The following is a 17,102-nucleotide window of genomic DNA, read 5'->3' as shown; positions in this document are numbered from 1 at the left end:
AAACATGACAGTTAACGCTTAATTATCTTTTTTGATTTTATCTCAACATCTTGAAGTAGGAGTGTTATTGCCCGATAAGCGAGGGATAAAAGTTATTTTACTGGTTAATGCAGCATGACGGCAGACGTAGTTTTAAAAAGTCGTTAATGGGTATACTATTGCAGGACATGAATTTTCCCCTGCATAATTATTCGTTTGTTTGGTCATTAGTAGTAAGTGGATTTAACAAATTGGCTAATCTTCGTTATAATAGATATATAAGAAAGGGTGGATTCATGAATTGGTATGAGAAGTTAAATAAATATTTTCCAATTGAGGAAATGAAATCGAAGGAACATATGGAATTGTTATTGCAGGAAAAGGCCGATGTGTATTATAAGGATGAAGGACCGTTCCATGTATTAATGTATGCCGAATTCGACACGTTTATTTTCATCGATTATCTGTGGGTTTCTGCTAAATCAAGAGGGCAGGGAATTGGACATAAGTTGATTGAAAAGCTGAAACAACAGAAGAAACCGATTATTTTGGAAGTGGAACCTGTTGATTATGAGGATTCCGATACCGAAAAGCGGCTCCGTTTTTATCAGCGGGAAGGATTTAACCATGCTCAATCAATTGGTTATAATCGTCGATCCCTGGCAACAAATGAAACCACACCAATGGAAATTTTATATTATTCTCCTGAGGGGGAAACAGAAGATATGATATATAAAGAAATGAAGCGAATGTATGAAGATATCCATACGTATAAGGATAAGGAGATATATGGAAAAGCATATCAGCCAGTGGATGAAGTATTAATTTATGATGAAGAGCGAGAATTCGACAATATATTTGATTCAATTGACTAGTGGGGACAGTATTTTAGTTTTGGCAGGTACCTAATTTCAAATACAATGTTTAATTGAAAATGATCTGGGGTATCTTATACATAAATATAAACATTTCGTGAACATTTGAATTGTAGCATATTTTTCTGACAAACCCCCTACCTTTCGCTTGACAATTGTAGTATACTGTACATATAGGTTTAATTAAACTTATTTTAATCTGATAAGTTATTCAATGTTTATGAAATAGCATGCATACATTTTTAAGAAATGAGGAGTGAAGTTTCATGGTAACACTTTATACCTCACCAAGTTGTACATCTTGCAGAAAAGCAAAATCATGGCTGGAGGAGCATGACATACCGTTTACGGAGCGAAACATTTTCTCAGAGCCATTATCATTGGATGAGATCAAAGAAATATTGCGTATGACTGAGGATGGAACGGATGAGATTATATCCACACGTTCAAAAGTTTTTCAGAAATTGGATGTCAATATTGATCAACTACCTATGAAAGATTTGTTTAAATTAATTCAATTAAATCCCGGACTGTTAAGGAGACCAATTATTTTGGATGAAAAGCGTCTCCAAGTTGGGTATAATGAAGATGAAATTCGTCGATTTTTACCACGAACAGTTCGTACCTTTCAATTACGTGAAGCCCAACGTATGGTAAATTGAATTATCGACAATCATAAAAGCGCAGATCCAGGTTTGTTGATCTGCGCTTTTATTCTCATTATAGACGGAGATAATAATGTCGCTCATTGGGAAGCGGCTTTTTCCTGTTTCAAAAAAATGCCAGTGACAAATGGGTTGAAATCGGTTATTATAATAAATTAATTCTAATTATAGGCATTTAAATTTTCAAAATGCACGGCTCTGTCATACAATGAAAATATAGATATAGATGAATGGTTCATGTAGTGTTGTACAGGGTAATAAGACAGTAACAAAGTGTCGGGTGAGGTGTCTCTTCCACCTAATAATTTGCCGCATTATCCATAGGTAAGCGATGCGAAGGAAGTAATGGAAAAACGAACCAGTTCGACGCCTTGAGCTCTGGATGTTTTTTCTTATAGAAGGGAGAGAAGGAAATGGAAATAGAGCGTATTAATGAAAATACGGTTAAATTCTATATTTCATATATTGATATTGAGGATCGCGGCTTTGAACGAGAGGAAATTTGGTATAATCGCGAACGCAGTGAACAATTATTTTGGCAAATGATGGATGAAGTGAATTATAAGGAAGATTTTAATGTGGATGGTCCACTGTGGATTCAGGTTCAAGCGCTTGAAAAAGGATTGGAAATTATCGTTACGAAGGCACAGGTCTCAAAAAGCGGTGACAGTATCGAACTTCCAGCCGAGAATGGTAAAACGATTGATTTATCAGCAGACGAGAAAATTGAAAATATACTGGATGAGAAGTTTGGAAAAAGCGGTAAGGAAGCAACAAAACAGGAACCCGAAGATGATGGCAACCTATCATTAATTGTCCGTTTTCGTGACTTTGAAGATGTTATCCAGCTCAGCCACTATTTCCAGGCTGCAGATGTCGGGATGGTGGAGAATAGCTTATACCACTATCATGATGCCTATTATTTATATATGGAATTTGACCAAGATGTGTTGGATGATGACGAACAAGAGGATTTGATTAGTCAGGTTCTTGAATTCGGCAATGATTCCGAGGTAACCGTTCATTTTCTGGAAGAATACGGAAAAGTAGTTTTCAAAAATGACACATTCAATCAGGTGAAATCATACTTCCCTGCCCACTAGTTCGTTGGGGTCAAATCATACAGAAAACCTGCAAAGACTTATTCTTTGCAGGTTTTATTTGCGAAAAGGGAATAACTTTAGTTGTCGCTATTTACTTAAACTGCGACGTAAAAAGGACGTTGATTTTTAAATACGAGTGCCGCTGCCGCCGTCCGGGATCGCTACGGGCGGATGCTTTCCACGGGCTCGCGATGAGTCTCCTCGATCGCAAAGAACGCTCACTGCGGGGTCTCATCGTCTTCGCTTTCCCGCTGGAGTCACCGCCCGTAGCGATCCCGGACTGGTTAGGCTATTTATAAAAAATTGCACACACCGTACCAGCGAAGTAAAAACACAGAGACTCCAGCCGCCCGCTAAAAAGCGTAGTGTTTTTCCGTAGTGGCAATTTAATCGCCATCTCATTTTACGTCGCAGTTTCCATCAACTACGAATCATTATAAAAAGATGTTGTCCGGATTTCTATTGCTAGGCAAAAATTCGTCAATTTTTTTAAAATGTTGCAGGATTTTATGACTTTGTGTCGAATGGAGTTATAGAGGGGGGGTGAATGTCGAAATATGTTACAAGCGAAAACAAATGATGGGAAGCTAATCACGCTTGCCACCCTGACAACGTCGGAAATTGCTGCATTAAAAACACGCAGGCAGTTCTATTGTCCGGTCTGCCAGGAACGAGTAGTTGTCAAAGCAGGTACAAAGATGGTTGCCCATTTTGCCCATCTTAAAAAAGAAAACTGTCCATCAAGTGAAGGAGGGGAAGGGGCCTATCATGCGAAAGGAAAGCTCATGCTGTTTGAATGGTTACAACGACTGCGGCTCGATGTTCAACTGGAAGCTTATCTGCCGGAAATCAAACAGCGGCCGGATTTGCTTATTACGATCGATCATAAACAAATAGCCGTGGAGTACCAATGTGCCAGAATTTCTGCCAAGGAGATACGCAAACGAAATATTGGCTATCAAAGACTTGGCATTCAGCCGATCTGGATTATTGGTGCAAATCATTTTCGCCGCCTGTCAAGGCATCATATCAAACTGGATCATTTCCAATGTCAGTTCCTTCATCAATTTACACCGCAATCTCCGTTAACCTGTTATTTCTTCTCACCAGACACACAAACATTGATTCGATTTCATGATATTTATATAACTGGAACACAGCAAGCCCTAGGAAAACTTCATTTCTGTAAACTGCGTAACATGAATTTTCTGGATCTGTTTTCTCAGGACCGGCTGTCGAAGCAGAAGCTTTATTCGCTGTGGGTGCGAGAAAAAAGCTATTTTCGTATGCGTCCACGAAATCAAATATCTAGGAAAGAACTGGCATGGCAGCAGTGGCTGTATCTGAAACGGACACATGCCGAATACTTGCCTTCCATCATTCATCTGCCGGTTTCAGCGCAATACCGCATGTATTCTCCGTTGTGGAATTGGCAAAGTCGTATTTGTCTAGAACTGCTGGAACCGTTACCAATTGGTGGACACATTTCCCACGTAACTTGTATGCATTTACTAAGGCAACATATAATATCTTCCGCTGATCTTCCGTTAACACATTCCGGTAGCGACCCCATACAGCAGTACCTCCTTCTTCTAACACAATTTCATCTTTTAAAACAAGAATCACTAGGTCATTTTACAAAACAGTCACACCTGAAATTTTACTCCAATGTAGAAGAAGCAATGAAAGGGGATAAAATGCTGCTGGACGTTCTGTCAGCAAAAAATACAGCCAAAATACAGGCATGAATCGGACAATATTCGTTATACTAATAGAGGAATTCACTTGTATGATGTTGAATTGGTTAAGTGGTGTCTTTAAAAGTGAGGAGAAATTGCAATTAGTCTCTGATTTTTTTAACATCTTCAATAAGGAAAATGAAGGAGGAAACACACGTGGCAAAAGCAACAAAAGCGTTACCGAAACGCAATGAGATTCCGGAAGAGCGAAAATGGAAGCTGGAGGATATTTTTGCAACGGACGACGATTGGGAACAGGAATTAAAACAACTGAAACAGGATATTCCAAAAATAACGGAGTTTCAAGGTAAGCTGGCAGAGTCTGCTCAAACCTTGTTTACCGTATTGAAAACGCAGGATGCCTTGTCGATGCGACTAGGAAAGTTATTTACATATGCCCATATGCGTTATGATGAGGATACTACCAATTCATTTTACCAGGCAATTAACCAAAAAGCGGAAAATGTACTAACCATCGCATCCAGTTCGATGAGTTATATTGTCCCGGAAATACTGGCAATTGATGAAGCAACGATACAGCAATTTTTGACAGAGAAAGAAGATTTGCAAGTATATAAACATACGCTGGACGAAATTTTGCGTCAACGTCCACATGTGTTAAGTCAAAAGGAAGAGGCTTTGCTTGCGGAGGCGGCGGAGCCAATGGACAATGCAACGCAGACGTTTAGCATGCTGAATAATGCGGATTTAACATTTCCGTCGATTACGAATGAGAAGGGTGAAGAGGTTGATTTAACGCATGGTCGATATGTTGGATTTTTAGAATCCAAGGATCGTCGTGTTCGAGAAGAAGCGTTTAAAAAGATGTATGAGACATACGGCAAGTTTATCCACACATTTGCTTCTACCTTAACCGGGACCGTTAAAACGAATAACTTTAGTGCAAAGGTCCGTCATTATGATTCGGCGAGACAAGAGGCACTGGACAGTAATAATATTGGGGAACAGGTGTATGAGAATTTGATTGAGGCTGTAAATGAAAAACTGCCGTTATTACACCGTTATGCAGCATTAAGGAAAAAGGTCCTTGGGCTTGATGAATTACACATGTATGATATGTATACACCGCTGATTCAAGATGTGGATATGGAGATTCCGTATGAAAAAGCTCAAGCCTATGTACTGGAAGGTTTGGCTCCACTCGGGGAAGAATATTTAAATATATTGAAAGAAGGCTACGAAAGCCGCTGGATTGATGTAGAAGAAAACAAAGGGAAACGCAGTGGTGCTTACTCCTCAGGTGCATATGGCACACACCCGTACATTTTATTGAATTGGCAGGATAGTGTCAACGACCTTTTTACACTGGCCCATGAATTAGGTCACTCGGTTCATAGTTATTATACAAGAAAATCGCAGCCTTTTCGCTATGGTAATTATTCCATTTTTGTTGCGGAGGTGGCATCAACGTGTAACGAGCAATTGTTGAATGAATATATGCTGAAATCCTTGGAGGATGAACAACAAAAGCTTTTCTTGTTAAATCACTTTTTGGAAGGTTTTCGCGGTACAGTCTTTCGTCAAACTATGTTTGCAGAATTTGAGCACGATATTCATGTCCGTATGCAAAATGGTGAGGCTCTAACGGCAGATAAGTTAACCGAAATATATTATGAATTAAACAAGAAATATTTTGGGGAAAATGTCGTCTCTGATAAAGAAATCGGGATGGAATGGGCTCGAATCCCCCATTTCTATATGGATTATTATGTCTACCAATATGCTACAGGGTATTCAGCAGCGACCGCGCTAGCTAATCAAATTTTATCCGGTGAAGATGGCGCAGTGGATCGTTATATCAATAAATTCCTAAAAGCAGGAAGCAGTGATTACCCAATTGAAGTATTGAAGCATGCTGGTGTGGACATGACCTCCAAACAGCCGATTTTAGATGCATTAGCAGTTTTTGAGGAGAAACTGACAGAGATGGAAAAGTTGCTTGATCATATGGAATAAAGAATAAGGTAGCCTGCACAGGATTATTCTAATAAACTGTTACAGTGTAACCTGCATCACATTAGTGGTGCGGGTTACACATATGCAAAGAGTCTATTCCCCTAACGTCGCATACCACGAAAAACATGTTTATGTGTAAAAGAAAAAATCGTTAAATAAAGGGATACGAACAGGGTAGGTAGGGAGATATAAATAGGAATTAATCGCATAAATCCTAACATATTAAGAAAAAAGGCGACAATCGTTAGAACTAAAAAGAAATAAGGTGTCATTTCTCTAATTGTCATCACCTCAAAAGTAGTATTGGTTCATTGTATGTTATCTAAGGAAAGGTTTATGAATGAATCTGTGACATTTTTGTGAATCAATGCACAAACTTCTTGAAAAGAGCTTGGACAGTTGCTATTATATAAATGTAAGATCAGTAACAAACAAAACCCCTTTGTTTGAACATGAACTTTCTCCCATCCCCCTTTGTAAGATACAAAGTGATGAAAATGAAGGATATGCGCTGCCCCGCATATCCTTCATTTTCTTTTTAGATGAATCATTATTCCAGATTAATTTCTTTTTTCCTGTGTTAGGATATAGCATGTTACTTTTTTTGTAGGAAGCGGAAACTGGAAATTTCATGTGCTACATTTGGAATGATTGTCATAGAACCCGTTAACAGTGGGATAAAAAGGTTTGTTGTGGAAAACATAAGGTAAATAAATATAAAAGGAGAAAGAAGGAGAAACATGGTTAATGATCAAGCAGCAGCACCATCCCCTCAAAATATTCAGAAAGCCCCAATCATGCTTGTATTAATTTCTGGGGCATTTGTCGCTATTTTAAATCAAACATTACTGGCAACAGCATTGCCTAAAATAATGCAGGATTTGCAGTTACAAGAGACGGTGGTGCAATGGCTGCAATCCATTTTTATGCTGGTAAACGGCATTATGATTCCGATTACTGCGTTTTTGATAGAACGATTTACGACGAGAAAGCTATTCTTGTTTGCGATGGGGATCTTTGGGCTCGGTACAATCATTTGTGCAATTGCACCTAATTTTTCATTTCTTATGGCAGGGCGGGTCGCTCAAGCTGCCGGTGCAGGAATTATTATGCCGCTGATGCAAACGATCCTATTTTTGATTTTCCCGATTGAAAAACGCGGAACGGCGATGGGAATGTTTGGCTTGGTTATTGCTTTTGCCCCGGCAATCGGCCCGACCTTATCGGGGTGGATGGTGGAGCAATTCCCATGGAGAAGTCTATTTTATATTGTGCTGCCGATTGTTATTCTTGATATTATTCTTGCTTATTTTGTACTTAAAAATGTCACTGAACAAAAAAAACCCAAGGTCGATGTTTTATCCATTACATTATCCACGCTAGGATTTGGTGGTCTGCTATATGGGTTCAGTACTGCGGGAAGTGAAGGTTGGTCCAGCATGCATGTGTTAATTTCCATGATCGTTGGTGCCATTGCGCTTGCGTTCTTTATCCTAAGACAGTTGAAATTGGCACAACCCATCCTTGAATTTCGTGTGTTTAAATACGCTACTTTCACCTTAACGACAGCACTTGGTATGGTTACCTTTATGGCCATGATTGGTGCCGCAGTTGTATTACCATTGCTCATGCAGACGATGCTTGGTTTTACTGCTTTTGAATCTGGGCTAGCGTTGTTACCAGGTGCCATCTTGATGGGGGTTATGAACCCGATCACAGGACGATTATTTGATAAGTTCGGAGCCAAATGGCTTGCTGTGACAGGTCTGACCATTTTAACTGTTACAACATTTATGTTTGCCGATTTATCGAGCGAGACGACTTTTGTCTACATTGCTACGGTAAATGGTATCCGGATGTTTGGTATATCTATGGTTATGATGCCGGTTACCACTGCAGGGTTGAACCAGCTGCCAGTGAATTTAATCCCGCATGGTACAGCGATGAATAATACAATGCGTCAAGTATCAGGGGCAATCGGAACAGCTCTTTTGGTCACCGTAATGGCTAACACCGCCATTCCTGAAGAAGGAGTGAATGGACTTGTCCATGGTGTAAATGTCTCATTTATTGTAGCGGGGATCTTTGCGGTCATCGCACTTATTATGGCTTTTTTTATTAAAAAAAAGAAGCCTTCTGCTAATGAGATACAGTCCGGTGCTAGTAAGAGAAAGCCTGTAACAGAAAGTTAACTTTAATTGTGCCACTAGACTCATTAGCATCCTCCAGGGCAACAATAAAAGGGACAGCAACTCCTTCATGAAAGGATTACTGTCCCTTTGATTTCATTAATGCGTGATCCAATATCAGTTAATAATGAATGTTCATGGCGATAATGACTCCAATAAAGAGAATGAGGGGTACAAACCACAAGATATCTCTGGTTTCCCTTTTTGCCACGTTACCTTTACCTTTCATTTCAAACATACCCCCTAAACCAAAAATATGTGAACGACTGGTTCAGCAAAGTATAATTTAACATGTTTTAGCTCCGATGACAACAGACAAAAAGCCATTTATTTAAATTCGAAATAATTTAATAATGATGATCTGAAGGATTAAGACTAGTTATTTCGGATGTGAATTTAACTTAATGTGCGTTATCAGCCTTACCTGTAAAATGATGGGATAAAAATTACTTGTTTTTTGTCATCGTGGGCGGTATGATTATTGGTAATATTTAAATCAAAAAATGTGTACAAAGTAGATGATTGGCCATAGGAGAATATTGAAACAAGCATACATAAACTTAACGTTTTTTCGCGTTTAGCAGGAGGTTTAACAATGACATACGAGGATGATGGGTTAGCACTTCATACGGATTTATACCAAATTAACATGGCAGAAACCTATTGGGGAGACAATATGCATAATCGAAGGGCAGTATTTGAACTGTATTTTCGTAAACTGCCATTTGACAATGGGTATGGTATATTTGCCGGACTGGAACGAATTATTGACTATATAAAAGGATTTCAATTCTATGAATCAGATTTAGCTTATTTGCGGGAATTAGGATACAGGGAAGATTTTATTGATTATTTACGAAGGATGCGTTTTAATGGAACCATAAAATCGCTTCGTGAAGGTGAAATTGTGTTTGGAAATGAACCCATCCTGAGAGTGGAAGCAAACCTTGCAGAAGCGCAGTTAATCGAAACAGCTTTGCTTAACATTGTGAACTATCAAACATTAATTGCAACAAAGGCATCACGTATGAAACAGATCGTTCAGGATCAGTCTATGATGGAATTTGGTACAAGAAGGGCACAGGAACTGGATGCTGCAATTTGGGGAACCCGTGCAGCTTTTATTGGTGGGTTCGATGCAACAAGTAATGTCAGAGCGGGGAAAATATTTGGAATCCCTGTTGCTGGTACACATGCTCATTCCATGGTACAAGCATACAGGGATGACTATCAGGCATTTAAAAAATATGCCGAGCGTCATCGGGACTGTGTGTTTCTGGTTGATACGTATGATACGTTACGATCCGGTGTGCCAAACGCCATCAAGGTGGCCAAGGAATTTGGTGATCGGATTAACTTTTTAGGCATTCGCTTGGACAGTGGTGATATGTCCTACTTATCAAAAGGTGCCAGAAAAATGCTGGATGAAGCCGGCTTTTTCGATGCCAAAATTTATGCCTCCAATAATTTGGATGAATCGACTATAATGAGCTTACAAGCCCAAGGGGCAAAAATCGATGTATGGGGTGTCGGGACAAAACTAATTACAGCTTATGATCAGCCTGCGTTAGGTGCTGTCTATAAATTGGTCGCAATTGAAAATGATAAAGGGAAAATGGATGATACGATTAAAATATCCGGAAATCCGGAAAAGGTTACGACCCCCGGTGAGAAAAAGCTTTATCGAATTATTAATACGACGAGTGACCATGCAGAAGGAGATTATATTACACTAGAGGAGGAAAATCCGAATGAGGAAGAAAGTCTAAACATGTTCCATCCCGTTCATACGTACGTCAGCAAGATCGTAACTGATTTTCATGCAGTTAACCTGCATCATGATATCTTTAAGGATGGGCGGTTAATTTATGATAACCCAAGTTTGCAGGAAATACAGACTTATGCAAAAGAACAATTGAAGTTGTTTTGGGACGAGCATAAACGAACCCATAATCCGGAAGACTATGCAGTGGACTTAAGTCAAAAAACCTGGGACAACAAGATGGATAATATCCGTCAGGTTCGGGAAAAAGTAAAAGAAATCGATGGGATCTTTTGAACAGTTTCAACTGTATAACAAATAAAAAATAACCCTTGGTAGAAGGGTTATTTTTTTATATACCGCCAAAACGTTCCATGCTTGGCAGGGATTTTTTGTACTTTTTGCTTTAATTGTAATTTCTTCAACTCTTTATCTGCTTTTGCAACTGACCAATCATAGACGACAGCAACTTCTTTATTGCCAACTACCTTAAATTTTGCTAAGAAGTCTTCTAATTCTGGTTTATCGGCAGGTACAGGATCTGACTGCAGCATCTGTCTCAATACTTTGACGTAGATTTCATATGGATAAAGACCGGAAATCTTGATGCCATGCTGCTCGATAACCTGGTTGAAAAATACAATAGTTGGGATATAATCAACTTCCATCTCCTGTGTTAATTTCATATCCCCTTGAAATGCTTTTTTAGCAGAAGAAGAATACAGATCATTTTTGAATTCATCCAGATCAAGATTGGCATCTCTGGCACAATCCATTAACACGTTTTCGTCGGAAATATCCTGTTTCATTAAAAATAAGTTCTCTTGTACTTTACGTAAAAATACTCTTCCTGCTTTCTTTCCCTGCAGCTCAGCGGCTTTAATTGCTAACGAGGCAATCCAGGGCGTGGATACTGGGTTTTCTATCCATAAATCCCCATCACAACTCATACCGGTACGACACGCTGTTTTTTCCCATATTTCTTTTAGCCGCTTCGGGGTATCGAAGCTATCCTTGTTTAAATGGTTTAAATGGCCGCTGACAATGGATGTAATGGTTAAATATGAACCATATTCAATGGTCAACTTTTTTAGATTCGGTTCAAGTGACCAGCACTCAGGACATAATGGATCAATAAAAACAAATATTTCAACAGGCTTTTGTATGCTGTCAGTAAATCTGTAATTAGCCGATGTGTTAGTCTTGTTTGAGCTTGGAAGCTCAGCATGTTCCCAACGCACATCGATTCTCCTTTCTATAAACATAAGAAGGTATAAAAACGGAGGCTCTATTCTATTTACACCTGCAAAGAGGAAGTTCGGTTAAAACCGCGACGTTTTGTCGTAATACGGAATTGGCTTACTTCCTGTAGCCTTCTGCCCGGTTTTAGCACCCAGCAGCTAGTGATAACACCCGTTCCTACGATGAATAATCATCGATTCCCCTGGATAAGGTAGGCCGACTCAGAACAGACTTTGTGTTCAACTGAGGTCTATTCTTATGAAGAGGGCATGTAACATATCTCCTACGTAGGTTAAGACCGCTGCTTTGCGCAGTAACACCGAACCATACGAAATGCTAGGGCGCGGCATATACGCGGGTCTGCAGAATAAGGTTCATGCCGACGTTAGCCGGCCTTCCTTTAACCGGATGCTTTTAGCCTTTGTTCATTCCGGTGTATTCATCATATGGTGTGCCGTCATGGTTAATTTCTCAAAAATGGCAGTTCGGTAGGGTTCGGCAATCGCTGCTTCGTCTAATGCCTCACTCATGCATTCCAGCCAGGCATCTTTGCGGGTAGGGGTGATTTCAAATGGCAAATGCCGCCTGCGCATCATTGGGTTACCACGCTCTTCAGAATAGAGTCTGGGCCCTCCGAAAAACTGAGTAAGGAATAACCGTTGTTTCCTGGCTGTTTCGGTTAAGTCATCAGGGAAAATCGGTATTAGTTTTGGATGCTTTCCAACACGTTTGTAGAAGGCTGATACTAATCGATCAATTGTATCAAATCCCCCAATTGCTTCGTAAATTGTTCCAACCTGTTTCATTGTCTGCTCACTTTCTTTTTATCTATAGTATACATATTGTAGCAACGGATCTCGTCCAAGAGCAATTAATCTGTTTGAAAGCGCTTTCCTCAGTTGTCTCGACAATTCGAAAGCGTGCTGAAGAAACGTTCAATTTTATTTGGGGTATCCCGCCTTATAATCTCTTGTTGTTCCAATATTTGATGGAATACATGCAATCCAATTTGTTCAGTAGGTGCCTCAATTTCTAGTTCATAGTCGGATGTGTTATTGTACAGACTGTGATCAAGAACGAGTAATACATCTTCAAATTCTGTTTCTCGTCTGTTAGTAGTTAATTTACCATAGTATACTAACGAAGGGACAGAGATATGCATGGCATTCAATCGCTGAAAGACATGCGATTTATTAAAATAAGTCCCGTTCATAATAGCATGTGCTTCTTGTCTGGTCAACGTATCATGTGTTTCCAGCAAACCATTTGGATGTGGTTCTTTTAGGGTCAGAACAAACTGATCCTTTTTCTCGCGGATTCGTAATGCACAGCCCCTTTCCTTTAAGGCAAAATCACCTGTCTCAAAGTAATAATTCGTTTGGGTGATGGCTTGTTCGGGAAAAGGATATCGGGCTAACAGTTGATAAAATTCCGCCTCGGATATTAAATTTTTAAATTCAATCTCAATTTCCTGGGACATTATAACCCTCCAGTTCATGATCTATGGATTATATTGATTATCGCTAATCACAAACAAATATGCAAAAGTTAGCTATTGGATCGTAATATGTTAAAATAAGAAAAGTGAGCAGGTTTGGCTCAAAAACATTGTATTGGTTAAATCAAGAAATGGAGAAGACTTCGGGTGGTGCGTACAATGAATTGGGAAATTATACTTGCACCTTATTCACAGGTTGTCGAGGAACTAAAGGTAAAATTAAAGGGAATGAGAGCACAGTTTGAACATGAAAAAAGACATTCACCAATTGAATTTATCACAGGTAGAGTAAAGCCAATCCCAAGCATATTGGAGAAAGCAAAACGAAAACAAATCAGGTTAGAGAACGTTCCGGGTGAAATGCAGGATATTGCAGGTGTTCGTGTCGTCTGCCAATTTGTTGATGATATTTACACCATTGTTAATATGATCCGATCACGGAATGATTTGACGATCATCGAGGAAAAAGATTATATTTCTAATAAGAAAGAGAGCGGATATCGTTCCTTCCATATGACGATTCAGTATCCGGTCGAAACGATCCATGGGGAAAAGATTGTCCTTGCAGAAATCCAAATTCGTACACTGGCCATGAATTTTTGGGCCACTAATGAACATTCCTTGAATTATAAATATGCAGGAAGGATCCCGTCTGACGTGAAAGCAAGACTAAAACGGGCGGCTGAAGCTGCATTTAAACTGGATGAGGAAATGTCCAAAATCAAAAATGAAGTTCAGGAAGCACAGGCTGCTTTTCATCGTAAATAGATGAAGCAGTAGACACGTTATACATAGGCGTATGTTATAGAAAAAAGGGGGGAGCGCATCATGAAATTTACCATTGTATCAAAAGGTGATGAACGATCAAATCGTATGAAGGCAACCATGAAGCAATATTTGACTGATTTTGATTTAATATATGATAAAGAAGAACCAGAACTGGCCATTTCGATTGGTGGAGACGGAACATTGCTGGAAGCATTTCATCGTTATGTACATAGGACAGACCGAACAGCATTTATCGGGATTCATACTGGGCATTTAGGCTTTTATGCGGATTGGGTCCCAAGTGAAGTAGAGAAGTTAATTATTGAAATCGCGAAGACGCCGTTTCAAGTAGTTGAGTATCCATTACTTGAAGTGATTATTCGGTCTAAAAGCGGTGGTACGGAAGAACGGCACCTTGCATTAAATGAGGCAACGATTAAAACATCAGATGGCTCGGTTGTATGTGATGTGGAAATTAAGGGAGAGCATTTTGAAACATTTCGTGGGGATGGTTTGTGCATTTCCACGCCGTCGGGGAGTACCGCTTATAACAAAGCATTAGGTGGTGCAATTATTCATCCGGCACTTGAGTCGATTCAGCTGACTGAGATGGCTTCAATTAACAATCGTGTATTCCGGACCATTGGTTCTCCGTTAATTTTACCCAAACATCACACCTGTTTGCTCAAGCCGATCGTGGACCGGAGTTTTTTGATAACGGTTGATCATATAACAGAGACGTATACCAACGTAAAATCAATCCAATGCCGTGTGGCTAAAGAAAAGGTACGGTTTGCCAGATTCCGGCCGTTTCCTTTTTGGCATCGGGTTCGCGAATCGTTTGTTAAAGACGAAGACAAGAAGGACTAGTAGGTGACAGGCTTGAAGTGGATAATTAAACAGAAACATGACGGCATGCTCCTTCGTGACTATTTACAACACGTTCAAGGGATATCGAGACGAATTTTAAAGGCTGTCAAATACGATGGAGGAAAAATACTAGTTGATGGTAAGCAGCAGTCGGTTCGCACACAAATAAAACAAGGGGAAGCGGTTCAGTTACTATTTCCTCCAGAAATAATTGGTAACGGCATGAAGGCGGAGTCGATGCCATTGCAGGTAATATATGAAGATGATGCAGTTCTGGTCATTGATAAACCATCAGGAGTGGCAACAATCCCATCGATGAATCAATCTTCCGGTACTATTGCGAATGGCGTTTTGGCACACTATCAGCGGCATAATCTGCCATATACCGTTCATGTTGTGACAAGGCTTGATCGTGATACGTCCGGATTACTTTTGATCGCCAAGCATCGCTATAGTCACTCCTTGTTATCCAGGTCGCAAAAAACGGGGGAGGTGAAGCGATGTTATCAGGCAATTGTAGAGGGAGAATTATCAGCAGATTACGGAACAATCAGCGAACCAATCGGCAGAAAAGAAGGATCGATTATCGAACGAACGGTGATTGAAAGTGGAAAGCCAGCCATGACACATTACCAGGTTATTCAGCAAAAAAAGGGGATGTCACTTGTTGATATCCATTTAGAAACAGGGAGGACTCACCAAATTCGTGTACACTTTTCCTATATTGGACATCCATTGGCTGGCGACAATTTATATGGTGGATCCAAGCGATTTATCACGCGCCAGGCACTTCATTGCCGCTGTATAGCATTCGTTCACCCATTTACCCATAATAACATGCATTTCGAATCTCCTCTCCCGGATGATATGGCTCAATTCAATCAGTAAATGATGTGAACTTTTCCTCCACAAGCGGCTGACTGGATGGAATGGTGATGGCTTCTTCCTCAGGCAGACGAAAAGCAGTTAACGCATTTCCGAAAACACAGCCTGTATCAATGTTGATCGTTTTATTTACCATCCGCGGCTTCATGACAGGTGTATGTCCATAAATGATCCAGCGCGTACCTTCGTAATCCCTTGCCCAGTCGAGCCGGACAGGTCGTCCCTGGTCATCTTGCTTGCCGGTTACGTCGCCGTATAAGACAAACGTTTTCACTTTTTTATCATGCCTGCCTATATAAGACTCTTTGATCCCGGCGTGAGCAATGACCGCATTTGCCTCCGGGATTTCTAAATAAAGCGGGGCTGTTTCATATAAGGTCATAAATTGACTGCTAATTGATTTCCGCTCATCTTCATCTAATCCCTGTAATTCCGCAACCGTAGTTTCTAGTCCATGTTTGAGCATCACATTATTGCCTAGAAAATAGCGGTAAAGCTTATTACAATGGTTTCCTGGCACATATTTTGCATTCCTTTTCTTTAGCACCATATCACATACCAAGCGGATAACTCCTACTGAATTAGGGCCGCGATCTGAAATATCTCCAACAAAAACAGGTACCCGTCCATCCGGATGATAAAAAGAGGCTGCTTGTTTTTGATAGCCCAGTTGATTTAGTAGCCTATGTAATTCGTCCAGACATCCATGTATGTCACCAATAATATCAATTTTCATACATTCACAACCTTTTGTTTTAACTATGCACACCCTTATGTCACCCTTATGTGTTTAGTATACGAAAAAATTGCATTTTGAAACAGACCCTTCTTGGCTAAATCTGCTTTATGTTTCAATAATACCCTTGATGGTCCTCATGAAACTAAAAGTGGCTGGGATATAATAAAATGACAAAGAAATTAAAAGTAAAATGAAAATATAACCTTTTTCGGGTAGATTTTAATATGTAGTTGATGGAAACTGCGACGTAAAATGAGATGGCGATTAAATTGCCACTACGGAAAAACACTGCGCTTTTTAGCGGGCGGCTGGAGTCTCTGTGTTTTTACTTCGCTGGTACGGTGTGTGCAATTTTTTATAAATAGCCTAACCAGTCCGGGATCGCTACGGGCGGTGACTCCAGCGGGAAAGCGAAGACGATGAGACCCCGCAGTGAGCGTTCTTTGCGATCGAGGAGACTCATCGCGAGCCCGTGGAAAGCATCCGCCCGTAGCGATCCCGGACGGCGGCAGCGGCACTCGTATTTAAAAATCAACGTCCTTTTTACGTCGCAGTTTATCTATAATTAGTACCAAAGTTTTGAAATGCAAATTAGGAAACTTCCCTTTTATTCGTATTTTTTCGAATGAGAGGTTTCCTATATTGGTACTTATAAACTTTTATCGCGACTCAAAATATCTAAAACCAATACATAAAAAAGCCGAACGAATTCCTATTGAAAGGACTTGGATCAACGTTCGGATTTTTCTATGAACTGCAATACTTTATTTATACGACACTCTTAACGGCAGTAAGGCTTCTACATTGAGAT

General features: G+C 39.9%; 14 protein-coding genes. 10 read left to right on the top strand and 4 right to left on the bottom strand.

Annotated features, from left to right (window positions below; translation table 11 throughout):
* Positions 1 to 275: 275 nt before the first annotated feature.
* The 7 genes from WMZ97_RS03985 (at position 276) to WMZ97_RS03955 (ending at position 10,586) form a co-directional block, all read left to right on the top strand.
* Complete coding sequence (locus tag WMZ97_RS03985) at positions 276 to 854, top strand: GNAT family N-acetyltransferase (protein WP_343270764.1); 579 nt, start codon at positions 276 to 278, stop codon at positions 852 to 854.
* A 266-nt stretch (positions 855 to 1,120) separates the two neighbouring features.
* Positions 1,121 to 1,516: a transcriptional regulator SpxA gene (gene spxA / locus WMZ97_RS03980; protein WP_343270763.1), complete on the top strand. Its 396-nt coding sequence runs from the start codon at positions 1,121 to 1,123 to the stop codon at positions 1,514 to 1,516.
* A 416-nt stretch (positions 1,517 to 1,932) separates the two neighbouring features.
* Positions 1,933 to 2,622, top strand: coding sequence for an adaptor protein MecA (gene mecA / locus WMZ97_RS03975; RefSeq protein ID WP_343270762.1), 690 nt, complete (start codon positions 1,933 to 1,935; stop codon positions 2,620 to 2,622).
* 557 nt (positions 2,623 to 3,179) lie between these two features.
* The gene (locus WMZ97_RS03970; protein ID WP_343270761.1) at positions 3,180 to 4,370 is read left to right on the top strand and encodes a competence protein CoiA; all 1,191 of its coding nucleotides are present in this window, start codon (positions 3,180 to 3,182) and stop codon (positions 4,368 to 4,370) included.
* A 129-nt stretch (positions 4,371 to 4,499) separates the two neighbouring features.
* A complete protein-coding gene (pepF, locus tag WMZ97_RS03965) occupies positions 4,500 to 6,338 on the top strand; it encodes an oligoendopeptidase F (RefSeq protein WP_343270760.1) in 1,839 nt (612 codons plus the stop codon).
* Between the two features lie 740 nt (positions 6,339 to 7,078).
* Entirely contained in the window at positions 7,079 to 8,530 is a 1,452-nt protein-coding gene (locus WMZ97_RS03960) for a DHA2 family efflux MFS transporter permease subunit (protein ID WP_343270759.1), read from the top strand.
* A 592-nt stretch (positions 8,531 to 9,122) separates the two neighbouring features.
* A complete protein-coding gene (locus WMZ97_RS03955) occupies positions 9,123 to 10,586 on the top strand; it encodes a nicotinate phosphoribosyltransferase (protein WP_343270758.1) in 1,464 nt (487 codons plus the stop codon).
* Positions 10,587 to 10,633: 47 nt separating this feature from the next.
* Here WMZ97_RS03955 and WMZ97_RS03950 read toward each other — a convergent pair whose 3' ends face one another.
* The 3 genes from WMZ97_RS03950 to WMZ97_RS03940 form a co-directional block, all read right to left on the bottom strand.
* Positions 10,634 to 11,530 carry a ClpXP adapter SpxH family protein gene (locus WMZ97_RS03950; RefSeq protein WP_343270757.1) on the bottom strand — a complete coding sequence of 299 codons (897 nt, stop codon included), beginning with the start codon at positions 11,528 to 11,530 and terminating at the stop codon, positions 10,634 to 10,636.
* 426 nt (positions 11,531 to 11,956) lie between these two features.
* Positions 11,957 to 12,337, bottom strand: a complete 381-nt coding sequence (locus WMZ97_RS03945) for a globin domain-containing protein (protein WP_343270756.1) — start codon at positions 12,335 to 12,337, stop codon at positions 11,957 to 11,959.
* Positions 12,338 to 12,426: 89 nt separating this feature from the next.
* Positions 12,427 to 13,011, bottom strand: a complete 585-nt coding sequence (locus WMZ97_RS03940) for a CYTH domain-containing protein (protein ID WP_343270755.1) — start codon at positions 13,009 to 13,011, stop codon at positions 12,427 to 12,429.
* Between the two features lie 177 nt (positions 13,012 to 13,188).
* Between WMZ97_RS03940 and WMZ97_RS03935 the strand changes: the two genes are divergently transcribed.
* From WMZ97_RS03935 to WMZ97_RS03925, 3 genes are read left to right on the top strand one after another with little or no spacing between them, the layout of a single operon-like run.
* Positions 13,189 to 13,797, top strand: coding sequence for a GTP pyrophosphokinase (locus tag WMZ97_RS03935; protein ID WP_343270754.1), 609 nt, complete (start codon positions 13,189 to 13,191; stop codon positions 13,795 to 13,797).
* A gap of 60 nt (positions 13,798 to 13,857) precedes the next feature.
* Positions 13,858 to 14,667, top strand: coding sequence for an NAD kinase (locus tag WMZ97_RS03930; RefSeq protein ID WP_343270753.1), 810 nt, complete (start codon positions 13,858 to 13,860; stop codon positions 14,665 to 14,667).
* A gap of 12 nt (positions 14,668 to 14,679) precedes the next feature.
* The gene (locus WMZ97_RS03925; protein ID WP_405027653.1) at positions 14,680 to 15,555 is read left to right on the top strand and encodes an RluA family pseudouridine synthase; all 876 of its coding nucleotides are present in this window, start codon (positions 14,680 to 14,682) and stop codon (positions 15,553 to 15,555) included.
* On the opposite strand, the gene prpE is transcribed toward WMZ97_RS03925, so the two are convergent.
* Positions 15,545 to 16,288, bottom strand: coding sequence for a bis(5'-nucleosyl)-tetraphosphatase PrpE (gene prpE / locus WMZ97_RS03920; protein ID WP_343270751.1), 744 nt, complete (start codon positions 16,286 to 16,288; stop codon positions 15,545 to 15,547). The two genes, WMZ97_RS03925 and prpE, sit on opposite strands and share 11 nt — an antisense overlap.
* Between the last annotated feature and the right edge of the window lie 814 nt (positions 16,289 to 17,102).

The sequence above is a fragment of the Lentibacillus songyuanensis genome (assembly GCF_039548255.1).
In the GTDB taxonomy this organism is placed as follows: Bacteria; Bacillota; Bacilli; order Bacillales; family Amphibacillaceae; genus Lentibacillus_C; species Lentibacillus_C songyuanensis.
The sequence above is the reverse complement of the archived record's forward strand: the minus strand, read 5'-3'. Positions and strand labels throughout refer to the sequence as shown.